The organism is Dyadobacter sp. 676 (assembly GCF_040448675.1).
Lineage (GTDB): Bacteria > Bacteroidota > Bacteroidia > Cytophagales > Spirosomataceae > Dyadobacter.
Genome location: NZ_CP159289.1, coordinates 1,534,683 through 1,552,376 on the forward strand (window position 1 = coordinate 1,534,683; position 17,694 = coordinate 1,552,376).

Annotated in this window: 16 protein-coding genes and 1 pseudogene; 7 read left to right on the forward strand and 10 right to left on the reverse strand. The window is 50.1% G+C overall.

Annotation, left to right across the window (positions count from 1 at the left end):
- The first annotated feature begins 60 nt into the window (after positions 1 to 60).
- The gene (locus ABV298_RS07065; RefSeq protein ID WP_353721448.1) at positions 61 to 1,626 is read left to right on the forward strand and encodes a bifunctional response regulator/alkaline phosphatase family protein; all 1,566 of its coding nucleotides are present in this window, start codon (positions 61 to 63) and stop codon (positions 1,624 to 1,626) included.
- Between the two features lie 69 nt (positions 1,627 to 1,695).
- On the opposite strand, the gene ABV298_RS07070 is transcribed toward ABV298_RS07065, so the two are convergent.
- Both ABV298_RS07070 and fsa read right to left on the reverse strand, forming a co-directional pair.
- On the reverse strand, positions 1,696 to 2,379 hold the full coding sequence (locus tag ABV298_RS07070) for an ATP-binding cassette domain-containing protein (protein ID WP_353721449.1): 684 nt from the start codon (positions 2,377 to 2,379) through the stop codon (positions 1,696 to 1,698).
- Between the two features lie 273 nt (positions 2,380 to 2,652).
- A complete protein-coding gene (fsa, locus tag ABV298_RS07075; protein ID WP_353721450.1) occupies positions 2,653 to 3,309 on the reverse strand; it encodes a fructose-6-phosphate aldolase in 657 nt (218 codons plus the stop codon).
- Between the two features lie 286 nt (positions 3,310 to 3,595).
- On the opposite strand from fsa, the gene ABV298_RS07080 reads away from it, so the two are divergent.
- A complete protein-coding gene (locus ABV298_RS07080; protein ID WP_353721451.1) occupies positions 3,596 to 4,297 on the forward strand; it encodes a tetratricopeptide repeat protein in 702 nt (233 codons plus the stop codon).
- Between the two features lie 96 nt (positions 4,298 to 4,393).
- On the forward strand, positions 4,394 to 4,723 hold the full coding sequence (locus ABV298_RS07085; protein WP_353721452.1) for a transmembrane 220 family protein: 330 nt from the start codon (positions 4,394 to 4,396) through the stop codon (positions 4,721 to 4,723).
- On the opposite strand, the gene ABV298_RS07090 is transcribed toward ABV298_RS07085, so the two are convergent.
- Entirely contained in the window at positions 4,724 to 5,491 is a 768-nt protein-coding gene (locus tag ABV298_RS07090) for a biotin--[acetyl-CoA-carboxylase] ligase (RefSeq protein WP_353721453.1), read from the reverse strand. It lies immediately after the preceding gene.
- Between the two features lie 45 nt (positions 5,492 to 5,536).
- Here ABV298_RS07090 and rsfS point away from each other — a divergent pair, with 45 nt between their 5' ends.
- From rsfS to ABV298_RS07105, 3 genes are all read left to right on the forward strand, one after another.
- Positions 5,537 to 5,920, forward strand: coding sequence for a ribosome silencing factor (gene rsfS, locus ABV298_RS07095; RefSeq protein WP_015814482.1), 384 nt, complete (start codon positions 5,537 to 5,539; stop codon positions 5,918 to 5,920).
- A 72-nt stretch (positions 5,921 to 5,992) separates the two neighbouring features.
- Entirely contained in the window at positions 5,993 to 8,050 is a 2,058-nt protein-coding gene (gene ftsH, locus ABV298_RS07100; RefSeq protein ID WP_353721454.1) for an ATP-dependent zinc metalloprotease FtsH, read from the forward strand.
- Positions 8,051 to 8,155: 105 nt separating this feature from the next.
- Entirely contained in the window at positions 8,156 to 9,103 is a 948-nt protein-coding gene (locus tag ABV298_RS07105; protein ID WP_353721455.1) for an aldose 1-epimerase, read from the forward strand.
- Here ABV298_RS07105 and ABV298_RS07110 read toward each other — a convergent pair.
- The 6 genes and pseudogenes from ABV298_RS07110 to ABV298_RS07135 all read right to left on the reverse strand — a co-directional run bounded on the left by ABV298_RS07110 (position 9,044) and on the right by ABV298_RS07135 (position 14,546).
- Entirely contained in the window at positions 9,044 to 10,225 is a 1,182-nt protein-coding gene (locus ABV298_RS07110) for a nucleotidyltransferase family protein (RefSeq protein ID WP_353721456.1), read from the reverse strand. The two genes, ABV298_RS07105 and ABV298_RS07110, sit on opposite strands and share 60 nt — an antisense overlap.
- A 2-nt stretch (positions 10,226 to 10,227) precedes the next feature.
- Positions 10,228 to 11,142 (reverse strand): serine kinase, encoded by a 915-nt coding sequence (locus tag ABV298_RS07115; RefSeq protein ID WP_353721457.1) that lies wholly within the window; start codon positions 11,140 to 11,142, stop codon positions 10,228 to 10,230.
- A 20-nt stretch (positions 11,143 to 11,162) separates the two neighbouring features.
- Entirely contained in the window at positions 11,163 to 11,603 is a 441-nt protein-coding gene (locus ABV298_RS07120) for a lasso peptide biosynthesis B2 protein (RefSeq protein WP_353721458.1), read from the reverse strand.
- A 2-nt stretch (positions 11,604 to 11,605) separates the two neighbouring features.
- Positions 11,606 to 11,872, reverse strand: a complete 267-nt coding sequence (locus ABV298_RS07125; RefSeq protein ID WP_353721459.1) for a PqqD family protein — start codon at positions 11,870 to 11,872, stop codon at positions 11,606 to 11,608.
- A 61-nt stretch (positions 11,873 to 11,933) separates the two neighbouring features.
- Positions 11,934 to 13,473, reverse strand: a pseudogene (locus tag ABV298_RS07130) (aldehyde dehydrogenase family protein).
- Positions 13,474 to 13,493: 20 nt separating this feature from the next.
- Complete coding sequence (locus tag ABV298_RS07135) at positions 13,494 to 14,546, reverse strand: saccharopine dehydrogenase C-terminal domain-containing protein (RefSeq protein ID WP_353721460.1); 1,053 nt, start codon at positions 14,544 to 14,546, stop codon at positions 13,494 to 13,496.
- Positions 14,547 to 14,658: 112 nt separating this feature from the next.
- Here ABV298_RS07135 and ABV298_RS07140 point away from each other — a divergent pair, with 112 nt between their 5' ends.
- Positions 14,659 to 15,873 (forward strand): NAD(P)/FAD-dependent oxidoreductase, encoded by a 1,215-nt coding sequence (locus ABV298_RS07140; protein ID WP_353721461.1) that lies wholly within the window; start codon positions 14,659 to 14,661, stop codon positions 15,871 to 15,873.
- On the opposite strand, the gene uvrC is transcribed toward ABV298_RS07140, so the two are convergent.
- Complete coding sequence (gene uvrC, locus ABV298_RS07145; protein WP_353721462.1) at positions 15,870 to 17,681, reverse strand: excinuclease ABC subunit UvrC; 1,812 nt, start codon at positions 17,679 to 17,681, stop codon at positions 15,870 to 15,872. The genes ABV298_RS07140 and uvrC overlap by 4 nt on opposite strands.
- Positions 17,682 to 17,694: the final 13 nt, after the last annotated feature.

Consider the following 17,694-nt stretch of genomic DNA (forward strand, 5'->3'; position numbering starts at 1 on the left):
TCTTCCGACGCGTTAGCCTTTTATTGTTTTAAACTAATTACCACTTGAAAAAAGAGTCCTATGCAATATAACATCCTTTGGGCCGATGATGAAATAGATCTTCTCAAACCGCATATCATGTTCCTTACCAATAAAGGTTACAACGTTACGCCCGTCAATAGCGGGGCCGACGCGCTGGACCGCATTGAAAATGACCGGTTTGACATCGTTTTCCTCGACGAAATGATGCCTGGTATGACCGGCCTCGAAACGCTCGCACAGATCAAGCAACAGCAGCCAAACCTGCCCGTGGTGATGATCACCAAGAGCGAGGAGGAACACATTATGGAGGATGCCATCGGTTCCAAAATAGATGATTACCTCATTAAACCACTCAATCCCAACCAGATATTGCTTTCGGTAAAAAAGATACTGGACAACAAACGTCTGGTTACCGAAAAAACGACCCTCAGTTATCAGCAGGAATTCCGCAACCTGGCCATGCAATACCAGGACCGCATCGGTCACGAGGAATGGGCGGATATTTATAAAAAACTCATTTACTGGGAGCTCGAACTCGAAAGCTCCGACGACCAGGGAATGGCCGAGGTATTCAGCATGCAAAAAAGCGAGGCCAATGCCAATTTCTGTAAATTCATCGAGGACGAATATGAAAACTGGCTCAACGATCCACGCTCCGACAAGCCGATTCTGTCACACCAACTAATGAAGCAGAAGGTATTCCCGCATTTGAAAGGATCGAGCGAGCCGATTTTCTTCCTGCTGATCGACAATTTCCGCTACGACCAGTGGAAAATGATCCAGCCGATTTTGCAGGAGTTTTTCAATATCGAAGAAGAATCTTCTTACTATTCTATTTTGCCAACCACCACCGGCTATGCCCGTAATGCGATCTTCTCCGGCCTCATGCCGAGCGAAATGGAACGCAAGCACCCGCAATGGTGGGTAAGCGATGAAAATACGCCGGAAGGTGAAGAAGGCCTGAATAACCACGAGCAGGATTTCTTGCAGAAGCAACTGGAAATGAACCATTTGAATATCAAATTTTCATATTCCAAAATCCTGAATACCAACCAGGGTAAGGCATTGGTCGACACATTCAACAACCTGCTTACCAACCAGCTGAATGTGATTGTCTACAACTTTGTGGATATGCTTTCCCATGCGCGTACGGACGTGCAAATGATCAAGGAACTGGCCCCTGACGAAGCGGCTTACCGTTCCATTACACGCTCATGGTTCCAGCATTCGCCGCTGCTCGATTTCATCCGTAAGGTAGCCGAGAAAAAAGGCCGCCTCATCCTTACCACCGACCACGGCATGATCCGTGTGCAAAAACCGGTGAAAATCATCGGTTACCGCGAAACGAATACGAACCTCCGTTACAAACATGGCAAAAACCTCGGCTTCGACGACAACCATTTGATGGTATGCCGCAAACCGGAGCGTATTTTCCTGCCGAAACCCCACGTTTCGACGTCGTACGTGTTCACGAAAGAGGACTACTTCTTCGCCTACCCGAACAACTACAACCAGTACGTGAACCTCTACCGCGATACTTTCCAGCACGGGGGCGTATCGCTCGAAGAGATGATCATCCCGGTGATCGATATGAAGGCGAAATAGGAAGTTTTTAATATGCAAAAAAGGGCGCCTGAGTTGACCAGGCGCCCTTTTTTGTTTGGATTGATATCTTTATTCGCTCACTGTCACGCCGCCATTCTCGCATTTGATCACGCGGGCGGGGAAGCGTTTGAGGAAATCGTGGTTGTGTGTTGCCATTAGTATCGCCGTTCCGGCATTATTGATCGTGCGGAAAACCTGCATGATCTGGTCGCCTACTTCTGGGTCGAGGTTACCGGTCGGCTCATCGGCGATCAGGATTTGCGGCTCGTTCAGCATGGCGCGGGCGATTACTACCCGTTGCTGCTCGCCGCCTGAAAGCTGGTGCGGCATTCTTTTCTGGGCGGTTCCGAGGCCCACCTGCATGAGTACCTCTGCAATGCGTTTGGAGATTTTCCCCTGGTTTTCCCAGCCCGTCGCGCGCAGCACGAACGAGAGGTTGTCTTCCACGGACCGGTCGGAAAGCAATTGAAAATCCTGGAAAACAATGCCTATTCTGCGACGCAGAAACGGAATATCGGCTCTTTTTATATTGTGCAGCTCGTAGCCGGCCACTTTGGCGGAACCGGTATGCAGCCATAAATCGGCGTATAGTGTTTTCAAAAGCGAGCTCTTACCGCTGCCGGTACGTCCGATAAGGTAAACAAATTCGCCCTTGTTGATCTCAAAATGAACGTCGTTCAAAACAGGCCTTTCTCCCTGATAAATATCCGCCCTTTCCAGTCTGATTATTGGCTCCGTCGAATCGGTGGTCATAATGTGTTAAATGTAATTGATTGGGGTTGAGCGCGATAATGTCAGTGCAGGATTGCTATGTTGTGCCTGGACTGCCGACACGCAGACGTTGAATATATCTTGCGGTGCGCTGCACCTTAATTTAATTGCATTTCATTTTCTACAATTATTCCGGTGCGCTGCACCTTCAAAATCGTCGCCGGTGCAGCGCACCGGAATAATTGTAGAAAAAAGCATTGTTAACATGTTCGTCAGGTGCAGCGCACCGTAAGAATTTTCAGGTCACCGATGCGATTAAGCATTTCCTTTTTTGTAGTCAGAAAGGAATTTCTCCAGACCGATATCGGTCAACGGGTGTTTCAGCAATGCTTCGATCGCGCTCAACGGGCCGGTCATTACGTCGGCACCCACTTCCGCGCACTGGATGATGTGCATCGGGTGGCGAACCGATGCTGCAAGCACCTGCGTATCGAAACCGTAGTTTCTGTAAATCGTCAGGATTTGCTCGATGAGACCGATACCGTCGGTTGAGATATCGTCAAGGCGACCAACGAACGGGGAAACGTAAGTAGCACCGGCCTTCGCAGCCACGAGCGCCTGTCCGGGAGAGAAGATCAGCGTACAGTTGGTACGGATGCCTTTTCCTGAAAAATATTTCAATGCCTTGATACCTTCTTTGATCATCGGGATTTTCACCACGATTTTCTCGTCGATCTCGACCAGCTCTTCGCCCTCGCGGACCATTCCTTCGAAATCGACCGAGATTACTTCTGCGCTTACATCACCGTCCACGATATCGCAGATAGCCTTGTAGTGACGCATTATATTATCCTTACCTGTAATTCCTTCTTTCGCCATCAGGGATGGGTTGGTGGTTACACCGTCCAAAACACCAAGTGCCTGCGCTTCCCGAATTTCGTTCAGGTTCGCAGTATCAATGAAAAATTTCATATTGAAAATTTATTGGTTAGAATATTCCACAAAAGTAGAAAACCCTGAACAAAAGCAAAAAGAAAGAAAGCGGGAAAACCGGGGAAGAAAGAAATAAAAAAAGGCAAACCGAGAATCTCACCGCATCGACCACCTACCCTTGCTTCCGTCAGGACCTGGGGGATTCGGAAGGAGCTGGTAGTTCCGATTTGCCGCTGCAAAGATAACGACATTTTATTAACAAAAAGAAAACATTCCTTGGACCTTTCCGCTTACTTTTGTGCGAAACAACTAGAAATGAACCAGTATGCCCCGATTATTTTTTTTTATTTTTCTGATTACCCTCTATTCCTGCTCCCAATCTTCCGACGCGTTCCTCCAAAAAGGCAAAGAGCTCATGCAGCAAGGCAAGACGCGCGAAGCCATCGAATTCATTAACAAGGCGATCGAAAAAAATACCGCCAATGCCGACGCATTCAACCTCCGCGGCGTGGCTTACTACGAGTTGAAAGAATATCCCAACGCATTGCTCGACTTTGGTCAGGCTATTAAACTGCAACCCGCTTCCTACCGTCCCTATTTCAACCGCGCGCTGCTGTATACGGATGAAAACAAGCTGGATTCCGCATTTGCAGACTATAATAAATCGGCCGAACTGGCTCCCGACACCGCCGATGTGTTCTTGAACCGCGGCCAATTGCTGGTGTTAATGGACAAAACGCCGGATGCCATCAAAGACTTCGAAAAAGCCACGCAGCTAGATGCGAATAACAAGCAGGCCTGGTACAACCTCGGAAACACCTATTACCGGACGCAGGACTTCAAAAAAGCCACATTGGCATTCCGCCAGACGGTGAAACTGGACGCGCAATACGGCAAAGCATTTTACGGACTCGGCCTGGCACAGTATAACGACGGTGAAAAAGACCTGGGCTGCGCGAACCTGAAACAGGCCCTGAACCTGGGATACAACGACGCAGCGAATGCGCTGGCGCAATTTTGTCGGTGAAAGATTTGTTAAAATGGTATCACCGACAGTTAATAACCGAGCGGTAACAGCTTTTTAACATATTCTTAAATAATCGTATTCTTAACCCACTTTGTCATGAGACTGTTAAAGATATTTTTCGGGATACTCTTCGTCATTTTCGCCTACTTCCAGCTCAACGATCCCGACTCGGGCGTTTGGATCGCGATTTACAGCTTCGCCGCGCTCGGCTGCTTCATGAGCATCCGCGGGCTTTGGCCTTCCTGGGTATTTTATGTACTTGCGGCAGGCTATCTGATCGGCGCGGTTTTCCAGTGGCCACGCGAATTCGAAGGTATTTTCTTTGGGGAAACAGCAATGCGGAGCCTCAACATCGAACTCGCACGGGAGTCGCTCGGCCTGGGCATCTGTGCCCTTGTAATGGCTGTGATAGGAAAATGGGGCTGATCATTCCCTGACCCATTCGATTTCTTTCAAACCGAATTCCAGTTCTTCCGGCTCGGTGGCTAATTTAACCCGCAGCTTCCCAAGGTGCGTTACATTTGTCACCGAGCCGTTTGTTACATTCCCTTTGTATAGAAATTTCACATCTTGCTGATAACCATACAAATGGCTCAGGTATTCGCCACGGATCGCATCGTTATGAGTCCCCGTTCGCAGCCTGACGTAATAAGCATCCAGAAATTTCAGCAGCTTGTGGAATTCTTCGGCTAGATTAAATGTCAGTCCCGTCTCCCCGAAAAGCGAAGTGGCATAATTATTCTCGAACCGGGACTGGTTGATATTTACCCCGATACCGACGATCGAGGTAGCGTATTTGGTACCCTGAAGCGAATTTTCGATCAAAACCCCGCACGATTTGCGGTTATTCATATAAATATCGTTCGGCCACTTTACCTTCGTCGCCGGCACGTAGCTCCCGAGGTACCCCCGTATAGCAAGCGCGGTAACCTGACTGATCAGAAACTGGTCCTGAATGGCTAAAAACGCAGGTTTGAGGATAACTGAAAACGTGAGATTCTCGCCCGCATTCGCATTCCAGACCGTCCCGCGCTGGCCTCGTCCCTTCACCTGATTGTCGGTTATGACAACGGTACCTTCCTCAAACAAACCCGCGTGTACTATTTCAGCCGCTATGTCGTTGGTGGAATGACAAGTTGGCAGGTATATAACTTTTTTACCAATTATTAGCGTGTCCTGTGTAGAGTTGTACAATTTTTTTGTTTTACTTTAGGGTTTTAGAAAAGGAAACAATCACGCATGAAAGAACGCAAAAATAAAGAACTATCCTCAAAAGATCTCACCGAACTGGTTGTGAAGGGCATGACAGAAAAGAAGGGTTTGGACATTGCCATATTAGACCTCAGAAAAGTAAAAAACTCAATAACCGATTTTTTCGTCATCTGCTCGGGTAATTCCGATACGCAAATAGATGCTTTGGCCAACTCGGTCGAGGAAGAAGTTTACAAAATATCCAAAACAGAGCCCTGGCAAAAAGAAGGAAAGGCGAATGGGGAATGGATTTTGATTGATTATGTGGACGTTGTCGCACATATTTTCAACAAAGAACGCCGCAAACATTACGATCTGGAAGAACTTTGGGGAGATGCAGAGGTGACATACCTGGAAGATTCCATGGTATAAAGGCCCGCCGGGCGAACATTAGCCCCGCCGGGATTGTTGTTTAATATATTTCCTCTTAATTAAAACGAACGAATGTCTGAAAACGATAACAAAAGGGGGCCACTCAACCCTAAAAGTCCTCAGAAGGGATATCAAGGTTGGATTATAGCCGCTCTGATCGCTACTATACTCGGAATCACTTACCTTAACCGCACATCGACAATCCGCGAAACCACTCAGAAACGTTTCGAGAAAATGATGGCCGACAAGGAAGTGGAGCGTGTAACCATTGTAAACGACAAATCCGTTGAGGTTACACTGAAACCCGAGGCGCTTAAACTCGATAAATACAGGGTTGTTGCAAAGGAAAATAACTATTTCGGTGGGGAAAACGCTTCCCATTACCAATTCCAGGTAACCTCCGCGGAGACCTTTAAAAAGGATTTCGATAAAATGCAGGAAGGTGTTCCCGACGACGACAAGGTGCCTTTTGTAGTAGATACCCGCAACGACTGGACCAGCTTCCTCGGGACCTGGGGCTTTTTCATTGTAATGATCCTGGTAATGTACTTCATCCTCGGCAGAATGTCGGGTGGTGTAGGTCCGGGTGGCCAGATATTCAACATCGGCCGCTCCCGCGCGACGCTTTTCGATGCGGAAAACAAAGTTAAAATCACGTTTAACGATGTGGCCGGCCTCGATGAAGCAAAAGAAGAGATCAAGGAAATTGTAGAATACCTGCAAAGTCCTGACAAATTCAAGAAACTGGGCGCCAAGATTCCCAAGGGCGCATTGCTCGTAGGCCCTCCGGGAACAGGTAAAACTTTGCTCGCGAAGGCGGTGGCCGGCGAAGCAGGCGTACCATTTTTCTCCCTTTCAGGTTCCGATTTCGTAGAAATGTTCGTGGGTGTAGGTGCCGCGCGTGTACGCGACCTCTTCAAGCAAGCAAAGGAAAAAGCGCCTTGTATTATCTTTATTGACGAAATCGACGCCGTAGGCCGTTCGCGTGGCCGTGGCGCGATGCCGGGTTCCAACGACGAACGTGAAAATACGTTGAACTCCCTGCTTGTGGAAATGGACGGTTTCGCAACCGACTCCGGTATTATCATCGTGGCAGCTACCAACCGCCCCGACGTCCTTGACCCCGCATTGCTCCGTCCGGGACGTTTCGACCGTCAGATTTCCGTTGATAAGCCGGACGTAATCGGTCGCGAGGCGATTTTTAAAGTGCATTTGAAGCCATTGAAACTGGCTACCGATGTCAATATTCAGAAACTTTCGTCCCAGACTCCGGGCTTTGCCGGTGCTGAAATCGCGAACGTTTGTAACGAAGCTGCGTTGATCGCCGCCCGTCGCAACCGCGAAGAGGTTACTATGCAAGACTTTCAGGACGCCATGGACCGTGTAATCGGTGGTTTGGAGAAGAAAAACAAACTCATTTCACCGGAAGAAAAGCAGATTGTAGCATACCACGAAGCAGGTCACGCGGTGGCAGGATGGTTCCTCGAACATGCCGACCCATTGGTGAAGGTGTCGATCGTGCCACGTGGTGTAGCGGCATTGGGTTATGCGCAATATCTCCCGCGTGAGCAGTACCTGTACCGTACCGAGCAGCTGTTCGATGAAATGTGTATGACATTGGGCGGCCGCGCTGCGGAAGATGTAGTATTCGGCAAGATTTCTACCGGCGCATTGAGCGACCTTGAACGCGTAACGAAAGTGGCGTACAGCATGGTTACCATGTACGGTATGAACGAACGCATCGGTAACATTTCATTCTACGATTCGAAACAAACCGATTACGCATTCACCAAGCCTTACTCCGAGTCGACGTCACAGGCGATTGACGAAGAAGTGAGAAAACTGGTTGATCAGGCGTATCAATTCGTCAAAAACCTGCTGATCGAAAAGCGTGACGCATTGGAAGTGCTGGCGAAGGAATTGCTGGAAAAAGAAATCCTGTTCCAGGCCGACCTGGAAAAACTGATCGGCAAACGTCCTTTCGAGAAGGAAACGAGCTATCAGGCCTATATCAACCGCCGGTCCAACGAGGAAGCTGCCATCCATGAAGAAGTGGTGAAACAGACACTCGAACAAGACCGTAAAGAAGAAGAAATGGCAGAAGCCGGAAAGAGTGCCGACAACGAATAGGCAATTCTTTCCATGAATAAAAAAACGATAGCCGGACAATTCAACCTGTCCGGCTATTATTTTTACAACAGCTACTAAATCTTTTGACCCTAACCTTCAAAGCAAATGTCCTTTGAAATTTTCAAGCAACAGTTCGGCGACCTCGCCGAGTATGTTATACACGAAACCACTACTGAAAACCGCGTTGTAATAATCCCCGAGCTGGGTGGCATTGTCCGTCAATTGTCATTACGGAAAGGCCTGACGCTGTTTTCGCTTTTGAAAACCCCTCCTACCCCCAATGCACTCATTGCGGATACAAAAAGTGCCAGTGAACTGCTGTTTCCCTTCGCAAGCCGCATTCCCGAGGGCAAGTACAAATTCCTGGGAAAAGAATATCAATTAAAAAAGAATGAAGACGGCGGCATGAACGCCATTCACGGGCTGGTACGAAAAAACCACTTTCGGCTTGACGAACAGGTTATTCGATCGGATAATGCGTCCATTCAGCTGTCTTATACCATCGATAATGCGGATGGCTACCCCTTTCAGGTGCATTTTACCGTTCGTTATACTTTGCACGCAGACGGGCGTTTCGAACTGAAATACGAAGCCAGGAATAACGGGCAGGCACCTTGCCCTGTCATGTTTGGCTGGCATCCTTACTGGGTTCTCGGTAACGAGGATGTTGAAGCCTGGAAAATCGATATTCCCTCAAAACGTCTGGTAACATTCAACGAAAATCTGATCCCGGTCGGAACAGAGCCCTTTGATATGGCCATGCCGGCATTGCTGCACCGGAAGGAATTTGACAACTGCTTTATCCTCGACGCCTCTGTGCCGGAAGCGGTTACAGAGTTGATTTCGAAAAACCAGGATGTTACTCTGCGTATCCGGCAGGAAACCGGGGAAGGGAAATTCAACTATCTGGTGGTTTACACCCCGCCCGCCCGCGATTGCGTGGCGATTGAACCGCTAACGGCCAACGTTGACGCATTTAATACCGGCGAGGGCTTAAACATTCTCGCGCCCGGACATAGCATTGATGGCACGATTACGGTCAGCCTCGTTTAACGGCTTTTTCCGGTACCAAACCATTTTATGCCACAATAACCTCCAACGGGTCAGATATCCGATATGTGCCGCGATAATGGAAAGCTTGTCCGACCATTTGTCGCGGTATTTTATATTATAGAAAAAAATACGCCAGGTCTTGGTCTTTAACGAAGGCCGTTCGTCCTCCCAATGCATGAGCATGTCTCTCAGGAAACCTGGGGACGGATAGTCAGCCGAAACAGTTGCATGGCGAAGGTAATCGCGCCCGGTAAGACAGCCCGCTACGCCAAGCGATTGCAAAAGCAATTTATTGAAACCTTTGGCGGAGCTTACGCGGTTAATGTAACCCCAGTCCAGCTGGTCGGCCGACTTGTCGAGCAGTCTCACAAAATCCGCCATGTATTTCAGCTTATCCCATTGCTCCACACCTCCGTGGTGGATGACCATCATAATTAGCTGGTTTTCCATCTTTGGAACCAGGATTTGCCTGCCCATCATGTCAAACCCGATCGGATCTCCCGCGAGTTCGTCGAATGTAAAATTGTAGCAATACCGGGGGTACGTGCAGTTCCATTGTATTTCAAGCGACTGCAACGTGTTTTCCTGCAAGGGGGTAAGCGGAAGCTGATAATCCGTATCGAGGTAATCACTCGCTATGGCCTTTTGGCTTAACAAATAGTGACGATAACTGTCGGCCGCAAAACCTTCCGTTAACAGGATATCCAGACTTTTGTAAACATCATTTTTCCCAAGAAAATAATCGATGTCACCGAACTCCCGCAAAGTCGGTTTTTCATAGAGCATCCAGGCCCACAGCGCTCCTTTCATGGGAAATGCGCGCACATGATTCTCCGTCAGCCGGTTGTACAGCCGCACGCATATACTCAGGAAAGCCATGTTCGTTACGGCCTGCCCTAATGTAAAGTCCCGAAGCATTAACAAAACATGGTCGGGAACGTCGAGCCGTTTTTCCTGCATGTACTCAAAGGCCAGCGGCCGGACCTGGTGCCATTTAGCAAGTGTCGCGAACCTCTGAGCGTCAAAAGACACATCGGCGACCGTAAAAGGAGACTTACCTGACGGCGACAAAGCGGCTTCGATCAGGTATGCCAGTTCGCGTGATATGTCGATCCCGTACATGCCTATTCCGCAATTAATTGTTCACGGATGCTCTCCTCTACCCATTTTTCAAGACTGGCAAAGCCGTCCGGCCGCCGTTTGTGCTGAATTTCGGCCGACTTCGCACATTGCAGGCTTTGAAAAAAATGCTTTTTAAGGTAATCCGGGCTCAGAAGCTGCGCCGGCAATGGGAAGTTCCGCAGCATTTCTCCCGGCACGTCAGCCACATTCAGGTTTTGAGTCGCAGGTTTATTCCTGGCATGGTGCAGAAAAAAAACTTTTCTGAGCGGGACGGCCTTTGTAGCAAACTGCTTTCTGGGATGGAATGAGAATTTATTTACACCCTCACTCACAGGTTCGAGATCCGCCCGGTTGTATTGCAGGCCATCCACAGTTTTGTCCCAGATTTTCAGTTGCGGATAGGCGGGAATGATGAACGGTTGCCCTCTATCGTCGAAGGTTATGGCTGTGAGATCGTCACTTAACAACTTGCAACCGGCTTTTACAAATGCCGCCGCGGTGGTCGATTTTCCGGCGCCGGGCGTGCCCATGAAGCACCACGCCTCGTTGCCTACCGCCACGGAACTGGCGTGGAGTAAAAAGTGGCCTCTCTGAAAGAGTATAAGGCCCAATGCCTCGCTTACGGTAAATAAACTGGTCACGTTTCCATCTGATGTACCGGGGGCTACGATCAGCTCGCGGCCGCCGGTCGCTTTGAACGACGCGATGCCGCCCCAGTCGAGGTAAAATGCCTGTGTGTCCTCTCCAAAAAGCGCCCGAATTCCCCGTCGGTAAATCATGGTCTGGTGCAGATCTGGAAGTCCGAAAGTATCCCGGCGGATGTGAACGTCGGCCTGTGCATTCGCATCGCCTTCGACCAGTTCTGGCAGGGAAATATCTGAATGGATATGAAGCCCGAAGGCCGTATAATGATACATGTGTGTAGGTTCAAATTAAATCACTCCCAAACCCAGATCCGCTTGTAGGAAACAGTGTCGGGCCAACGTCCTATGATGATATTGCCATTCTGTTCCACCCAGGCATGCGCCTCGAATTGCTTGGCAGGGTTGATTTCTATTCCGATTTCGAGTGTCAGTGCAGGCGAGTTGCGAAGCAGGTATTTGACGGCGAGTGCTCTTGGCAGACATAACAGCTCGAAGGGCAGAAGATTGGCCGCGGTATCAACCGCCCACACCACCCGCTTCACCTCCCGGGAAGAAAGCTCCTGCAAACGGCCCGGCTTGCTGAGGCGGTGGTACCATCTCCGGAATAGCGAAAAAGGAAGGCATAGCAGCCCTGCCTTGATCCACAGCAAAGCCCATGTTGCCCGCAGGAAAACCCATTTTTCCGGCCCGGACAAACTCCGCCATTTCCCGATTAGCTTACCGATTTTGCCCAATGCTACTTGATTATTTCAACCAGTCGTTCCGAGATCATATCTTTCAATAACCCGTCGATATCGCTTTTACAGGTCTCTGGATCAACGTCATACTCGTTAGTAACCACCTCGCAGAGCGATTCGATCGTCTGCGGCCCCTTTTCCAATGTATCCCAGATCAACACACCAACTTCATCCAGACCATAATAGGCCCCTTTGCTATGGTTCAGGATCACTGTTTCCCCGGCAACCTTGGACGAAATCTGTTCCGATGTAAGCTGATATTTCATTCTGAAATGTTTAATATGGAAAATAATGTGCTTCGGCTTTGTACAAAGTTAGAAATTTTAATTACTCGATCTCAAACTTTATTCCCTGAGCAAGCGGCAAGGCCGTCCCGTAGTTGATTGTGTTGGTCTGCCGGCGCATATAAGCCTTCCAGGCATCCGAGCCGGATTCCCGTCCGCCGCCCGTTTCCTTTTCACCGCCAAATGCCCCGCCGATCTCCGCGCCGGACGTCCCGATGTTAACGTTCGCAATGCCACAATCAGAGCCGGCAAAAGAAAGAAATTGCTCCGCATTTCGTAAATCCGTCGTAAAAATGGCGGAGGAAAGCCCTTGCGGAACGTCGTTTTGCAAAGCAATCGCCTCATCGAGGTCGTCATATTTGATCATATACAGGATCGGAGCGAATGTTTCGTGCTGAACGATCTCATAGTGGTTCTCTACCTCCGCAATACAAGGCGAAACGTAGCAACCCGATGCATATTGCCCGCCCTCCACGACAGCCGGTTCCACCACGAATATTCCCCCCCGATTGCCGGATTTGCTCCACCGCATTTCGATATTGCCCAACCGCCGCCCGGTCGATCAACGGCCCGACATGCACTCCTTCCTGTAATGGATTCCCGATTTTTAACTGGCCATATGCTTTTACCAAACGGCTTTTCACATCTTCAAAAATGGATTCATGCACAATCAGGCGGCGGGTAGATGTGCACCGCTGCCCCGCCGTCCCTACCGCCCCGAAAACAATCGCCGGAATCGCTACCTTCAGATCGGCGGTGGGCGTTACGATAATGGCATTGTTCCCTCCCAGTTCCAGCAAACTTCTACCCAACCGGCGGGCTACCATCTCTCCTACCGCGCGTCCCATCGGAATGCTGCCTGTCGCCGACACGAGCGGAATGCGCGCGTCCTGTGCAATCCACCCGCCCACGTCGCGACCGCCCATGACGATGCACGACACGCCTTCCGGCACATCGTTCGCTTTTAGCACATCTGCAATAATGTTCTGGCAGGCAATGGCGGTCAGTGGCGTTTTCTCCGAAGGTTTCCACACACAGACATTTCCGCACACCCAGGCGATCATCGCATTCCATGACCATACGGCCACCGGGAAATTGAATGCGGTGATAATACCCACAACGCCGAGCGGATGCCATTGTTCGTACATCCGGTGCTGCGGGCGCTCGCTGTGCATGGTAAGCCCGTAAAGCTGGCGCGAAAGCCCTGTTGCAAAGTCGCAGATGTCGATCATCTCCTGGACCTCCCCTAACCCCTCCTGCAAGCTCTTGCCCATTTCGTAGCTTACCAAAGTGCCCAGTTCCCGCTTACGTTCGCGGAGCTTTATCCCCATTTGCCGCACAATTTCACCGCGCTTGGGAGCGGGAACGCTCCTCCACGTTTTAAATGCCAGCGAGGCGGCTTCCACGGCACGGTCATAATCTGCCCGGGAACAGAGGCTCGCGGCACCAATTTTCGCACCGTCTACCGGCGAGAAAGATTCCAGTAATCCGCCTTTTCCTTCCAGGTTCTGCTGTCCGGTACTGACGCCCGGGTTCACCGCGGCAATGCCCAGTTTCCGAAGAATATCACTTATTCCCTCCATATCAAATTTCTCCTGATACTTCAATTAAAAAACTGCCCGTTTTGTGTCTTGAAAAAATCGTTCAGTAAAATGTCTTCCTGCTTGACAAAGCCTCTGTCAGGTAAAACACCGTCCGCAACCATTTCCACTACCGATGCGATGGAAGCCGCCGTCGTCCAGGAAATCGCGCGCCAATGCCGGCCATCGATTTCCATGGGATGGTAGGCACGGTAAAACTCCTCTCTTTCGAGGTGGTCGCCCTTCCAGCCTTCCACCACCGCATATACATAAACCACGTCCTGTTGCACAGGCGGTTTCGCCTCCGTCAGGATTTCCTCCACCAATGCCCGCTTGTCTTTCAGGCACAATTCGTACAGCAGAAAGCGCATGAGATTGCAATGCCCCGGGTAACGGATAGTTTTGTAATTCAATGTATCTACCTTTCCTTCGAGCGTCTCGCACATGGTGCCCAGGCCGCCGGAAGTGCTGAAAGCCTCAAATTCCTGCCCTTCGATATTGATCATCTCGATGCCTTCGAGGGAAGGCACCATCTTGCGGACACCATTATGGATCACCTCGGCGTCGTTAAGGTACTCGTTCACCACGCCGGCGGGTGACCAGGTGAAAGAATAGCCCATCTGGCCGTTGGGATAACGCGGTAATGCGCCTACCCGCAGTTCGATATCGCGGATTTTCGTAAAACGCTTCGCGAGATCCATGCCTACGATACCGATAAATCCCGGGGCGAGGCCGCACTGGGGCGCGAGTACGCTACGGCTTTCCTTTGCCATTTCACGGATCGCGGAAGTTGTCGGCACGTCCTCGGTGAGATCGAAATAATGAATACCGGCCTTGTGGGCGTACAGCGCGATGGGTAGATTGAGGTTATAGGGCATACAGGACACCACCGCATCGAAACCGCCCATGATCCGGTCCGGAAAAGTATTATCGGTAATATCGCCCGCCACGACTTCAAAAGGCAGCTCCACGGCCGGTCGGGCCTTGTCCACCCCTGTTACATTGAAACGTTTACTCAACAAAGTGCCCACCAGCGAGCCCACCTTGCCCAAGCCGATCACAAGTACTTTTTGCATGTATAGTTATAAATGGTTTTAGTTAGAATTTTTGAAGCTCTTTTGAAAGATAGAAAAAGAAATTGCAGTTTTTAAAACTTCCATGGCATTTTTGTGGGGTAAACGAAGTATTATGAGAATCATAATCGTAGGCGGAGGCGCCTCGGGATTTATGGCCGCTGTCACAGCCGCAGAGGCGTTCCCCGACGCGCAGATTACCATTCTTGAAAAGAGCAGGACAGTCCTCAATAAAGTGCGGATATCGGGCGGCGGCAGATGCAATGTCACCCACAAACCCCACGAGCTGCGATATTTTATCAAGAATTACCCGAGGGGTGAAAAACTGCTCCGAAAGCTGCTGGTACACTTCGATGCCAATGCGACGATCGAATGGTTTGAAAAAAGAGGGGTTCGATTGAAGACTGAGACGGACGGACGTATGTTTCCGGTCTCCGATTCTTCACATACTATTATCGAATGCCTCGTTAAAACCGCGCGAAACCTGAACATCGAGATCAGGACGGGTATCAATGTCGGCTCTTTTGAGAAGACGGGCGACAAATTTCATTTACAGGTTACCAACAGCGAACCGGTTACGGCAGACCGCCTGCTCATTGCAACGGGAGGATATCCCAGAGCCGAGAGTTTCGGATGGCTGGAAGAACACCGGCACAATATCGTTTCGCCGCTGCCTTCCTTGTTTACCTTCAATACACCCGGCAATTACCTCCTTCCGCTGGCGGGCGTTTCGGTGAAAGACGCGTTGGTCAAGATCATGGGAACGAAGCATGAATGGCGCGGCCCGCTGCTGATCACGCACTGGGGTTTCAGCGGGCCGGCGGTATTGAAACTATCAGCCTGGGGAGCGAGGGACCTGGCCGGAAAAAATTACCATTTCACGTGCCGTATTAACTGGCTGCCGGAAATGAAGGAACAGGAAGTCCGGGAATTTTTGCTGGCCGAAAAAAACAATACCCCTAAACAGCAGATTGCTTCGCACCCACGGTTCGGGTTGCCCTCGCGGCTTTGGAAGGCGTTTACGGAAAAAGCGGAAATCCCCGAAACCTTGCGCTGGACCGACGCAAGCCACAAAGCCCTGAACCGGATGACGGAGTTATTGACAAACAGCCAATACGACGTGGAGGGTAAAACCACGTTCAAGGAGGAGTTTGTGACCTGCGGTGGTATAGCGTTAGCCGACGTGAATCCCGAAACCCTGGAAAGCCGCTCGGTACCCGGGCTTTTCTTCGCAGGAGAAGTCCTCGATGTCGACGGCATAACCGGCGGCTTCAACTTCCAGAATGCCTGGACGACCGGTTATATTGCCGGCAAAAACATCGGCCTTTAATGCTCCGTCATGGCGTCGAAATAAGCGCGCACCTTTTTCGCCCGGTCGAGGCCAATCAACTCTGTCAGCGTTTCCAGTGAACTCTCACGGATCGCGCGTACGGAACCGAAATGTTTGAGGAGCTTGGTGGCTGTTACTTTCCCTACTCCTACTACCCCTTCCAGCTCGCTCACCAGGCTTGCCTTGCTGCGTTTATCGCGGTGGAAAGTGATCGCAAAACGGTGCGCCTCGTCGCGGATCTGCTGAATCAACTTCAACGATTCAGACCTTTTGTCGATGTACAGAGGCAATGGATCTTCGGGAAAGTAGATTTCCTCCAATCGTTTGGCAATACCTATAATAGGTACCTGACCGTAAATTCCCAGGCTTTTCAATGCATCGCAAGCCGCACCGAGCTGGCCTTTGCCGCCATCGATTACAATCAGGTCGGGCAGCGGCTGTTCTTCTGCAATCAGGCGGAGGTAGCGGCGCGTTACGATTTCGTTCATGGACGCAAAGTCGTTGGGCCCCACCACCGTTTTAATGTTAAAATGCCGATAATCCTTTTTCGAAGGTTTGCCGTCTTTGAAACAAACCATGGACGCGACCGGATTGGTCCCCTGTATGTTAGAGTTGTCAAAACACTCGATGTGCCTTGGCAATGTCTTGATTTGCAAATCGGCTTTAAGACGGATCAGTACCCTGTCCTTTTTAGAAGACGTAGCCGATGCCTCCACTTCGCGGCGCTCCGCCTTTTCCCTTCTGAAATACATCACATTTTTCATGGACATATCCAGAAGCTTTTTCTTATCGCCGATCTGCGGCACGGTCACTTCAAGACGCATGTCGAGGTCCGGTTTGAGGTTTGAAATGAGCTCTTTCGCCTCGGTACCGTAAGTCGACCGCATTTCGACGATCATCATCGCCAGTATTTCCAAATCGCTCTCATCGAGCTTTTTCTTCACTTCCAGCGTCTGCGTCGCCACCATGTAGCCCTGTTTTATTTTCATAAAATTCAGGTAAGCGGCTTCTTCGTCGGAAACGATCGTTAAAACATCGATATTCCCGATCCGCGGATTGATCACCGTCGCTTTACTCTGGAAGTTCGACAAATGCTCGATTTTCGTTTTCCACGAGTGGGCTTTTTCAAAAGCCATTTGTTCGGCGGCTTCCAGCATTTTTTCTTTGAAATACTGCTGCGGCGACGACAAGTTCCCTTTCAGGATATTATGTACCTGCTCGATCTCCGCGTTATATTCATCCTCCCCTTGCAGCCCTTCGCACGGGCCTTTACAGTTCCCGATGTGGTATTCGAGACAAACTTTAAATTTCCCCGCCTCGATATTCGCCTTGGTCAGTGGCAGCTGGCACGAGCGGATCTGGTACAATGCCCTGAACATATCCAGTAGCGTGTGCATCGAGCGTAAATTGGCAAAAGGGCCATAATAGGTGCCCTTCGTACGGTCCATATTCCGCGTCGGGAATACCCGCGGAAACGGCTCGTCGGTAATGCAAATGAACGGGTAGGTTTTATCGTCTTTCAGCAGGATGTTGAACTTGGGCTGCAACTGCTTGATCAACTGGTTTTCCAGCAGCAATGCATCCCATTCGCTCAAAACGATGGTATACTCGATCCGGCGGATCTGGCTCACGAGCCGCTTCGTTTTGCGGTCGTGCTGGTTGGATTTCAAAAAGTAGCTCGAAACCCGGTTGCGCAGGCTTTTTGCTTTCCCCACATATATAACCTCGCCTGTTTCGTCGAAATACCGGTACACGCCGGGGTCGAGAGGAATTTTGGCAAGTTCTTCTTTATAATTGAATTCAGACATCGATTGTGATTGA

Coding starts and splice junctions, on each gene's coding strand:
- ABV298_RS07105 (WP_353721455.1), top strand. CDS start 8,156: ATGTCCTTTGAAATTTTCAAGCAACAGTTCGGCGACCTCGCCGAGTAT.
- ABV298_RS07065 (WP_353721448.1), top strand. CDS start 61: ATGCAATATAACATCCTTTGGGCCGATGATGAAATAGATCTTCTCAAA.
- ABV298_RS07080 (WP_353721451.1), top strand. CDS start 3,596: ATGCCCCGATTATTTTTTTTTATTTTTCTGATTACCCTCTATTCCTGC.
- ABV298_RS07115 (WP_353721457.1), bottom strand. CDS start 11,142: ATGTATCATTATACGGCCTTCGGGCTTCATATCCATTCAGATATTTCC.
- ftsH (WP_353721454.1), top strand. CDS start 5,993: ATGTCTGAAAACGATAACAAAAGGGGGCCACTCAACCCTAAAAGTCCT.
- rsfS (WP_015814482.1), top strand. CDS start 5,537: ATGAAAGAACGCAAAAATAAAGAACTATCCTCAAAAGATCTCACCGAA.
- ABV298_RS07135 (WP_353721460.1), bottom strand. CDS start 14,546: ATGCAAAAAGTACTTGTGATCGGCTTGGGCAAGGTGGGCTCGCTGGTG.
- ABV298_RS07125 (WP_353721459.1), bottom strand. CDS start 11,872: ATGAAATATCAGCTTACATCGGAACAGATTTCGTCCAAGGTTGCCGGG.
- ABV298_RS07110 (WP_353721456.1), bottom strand. CDS start 10,225: ATGTACGGGATCGACATATCACGCGAACTGGCATACCTGATCGAAGCC.
- fsa (WP_353721450.1), bottom strand. CDS start 3,309: ATGAAATTTTTCATTGATACTGCGAACCTGAACGAAATTCGGGAAGCG.
- ABV298_RS07070 (WP_353721449.1), bottom strand. CDS start 2,379: ATGACCACCGATTCGACGGAGCCAATAATCAGACTGGAAAGGGCGGAT.
- ABV298_RS07085 (WP_353721452.1), top strand. CDS start 4,394: ATGAGACTGTTAAAGATATTTTTCGGGATACTCTTCGTCATTTTCGCC.
- ABV298_RS07140 (WP_353721461.1), top strand. CDS start 14,659: ATGAGAATCATAATCGTAGGCGGAGGCGCCTCGGGATTTATGGCCGCT.
- uvrC (WP_353721462.1), bottom strand. CDS start 17,681: ATGTCTGAATTCAATTATAAAGAAGAACTTGCCAAAATTCCTCTCGAC.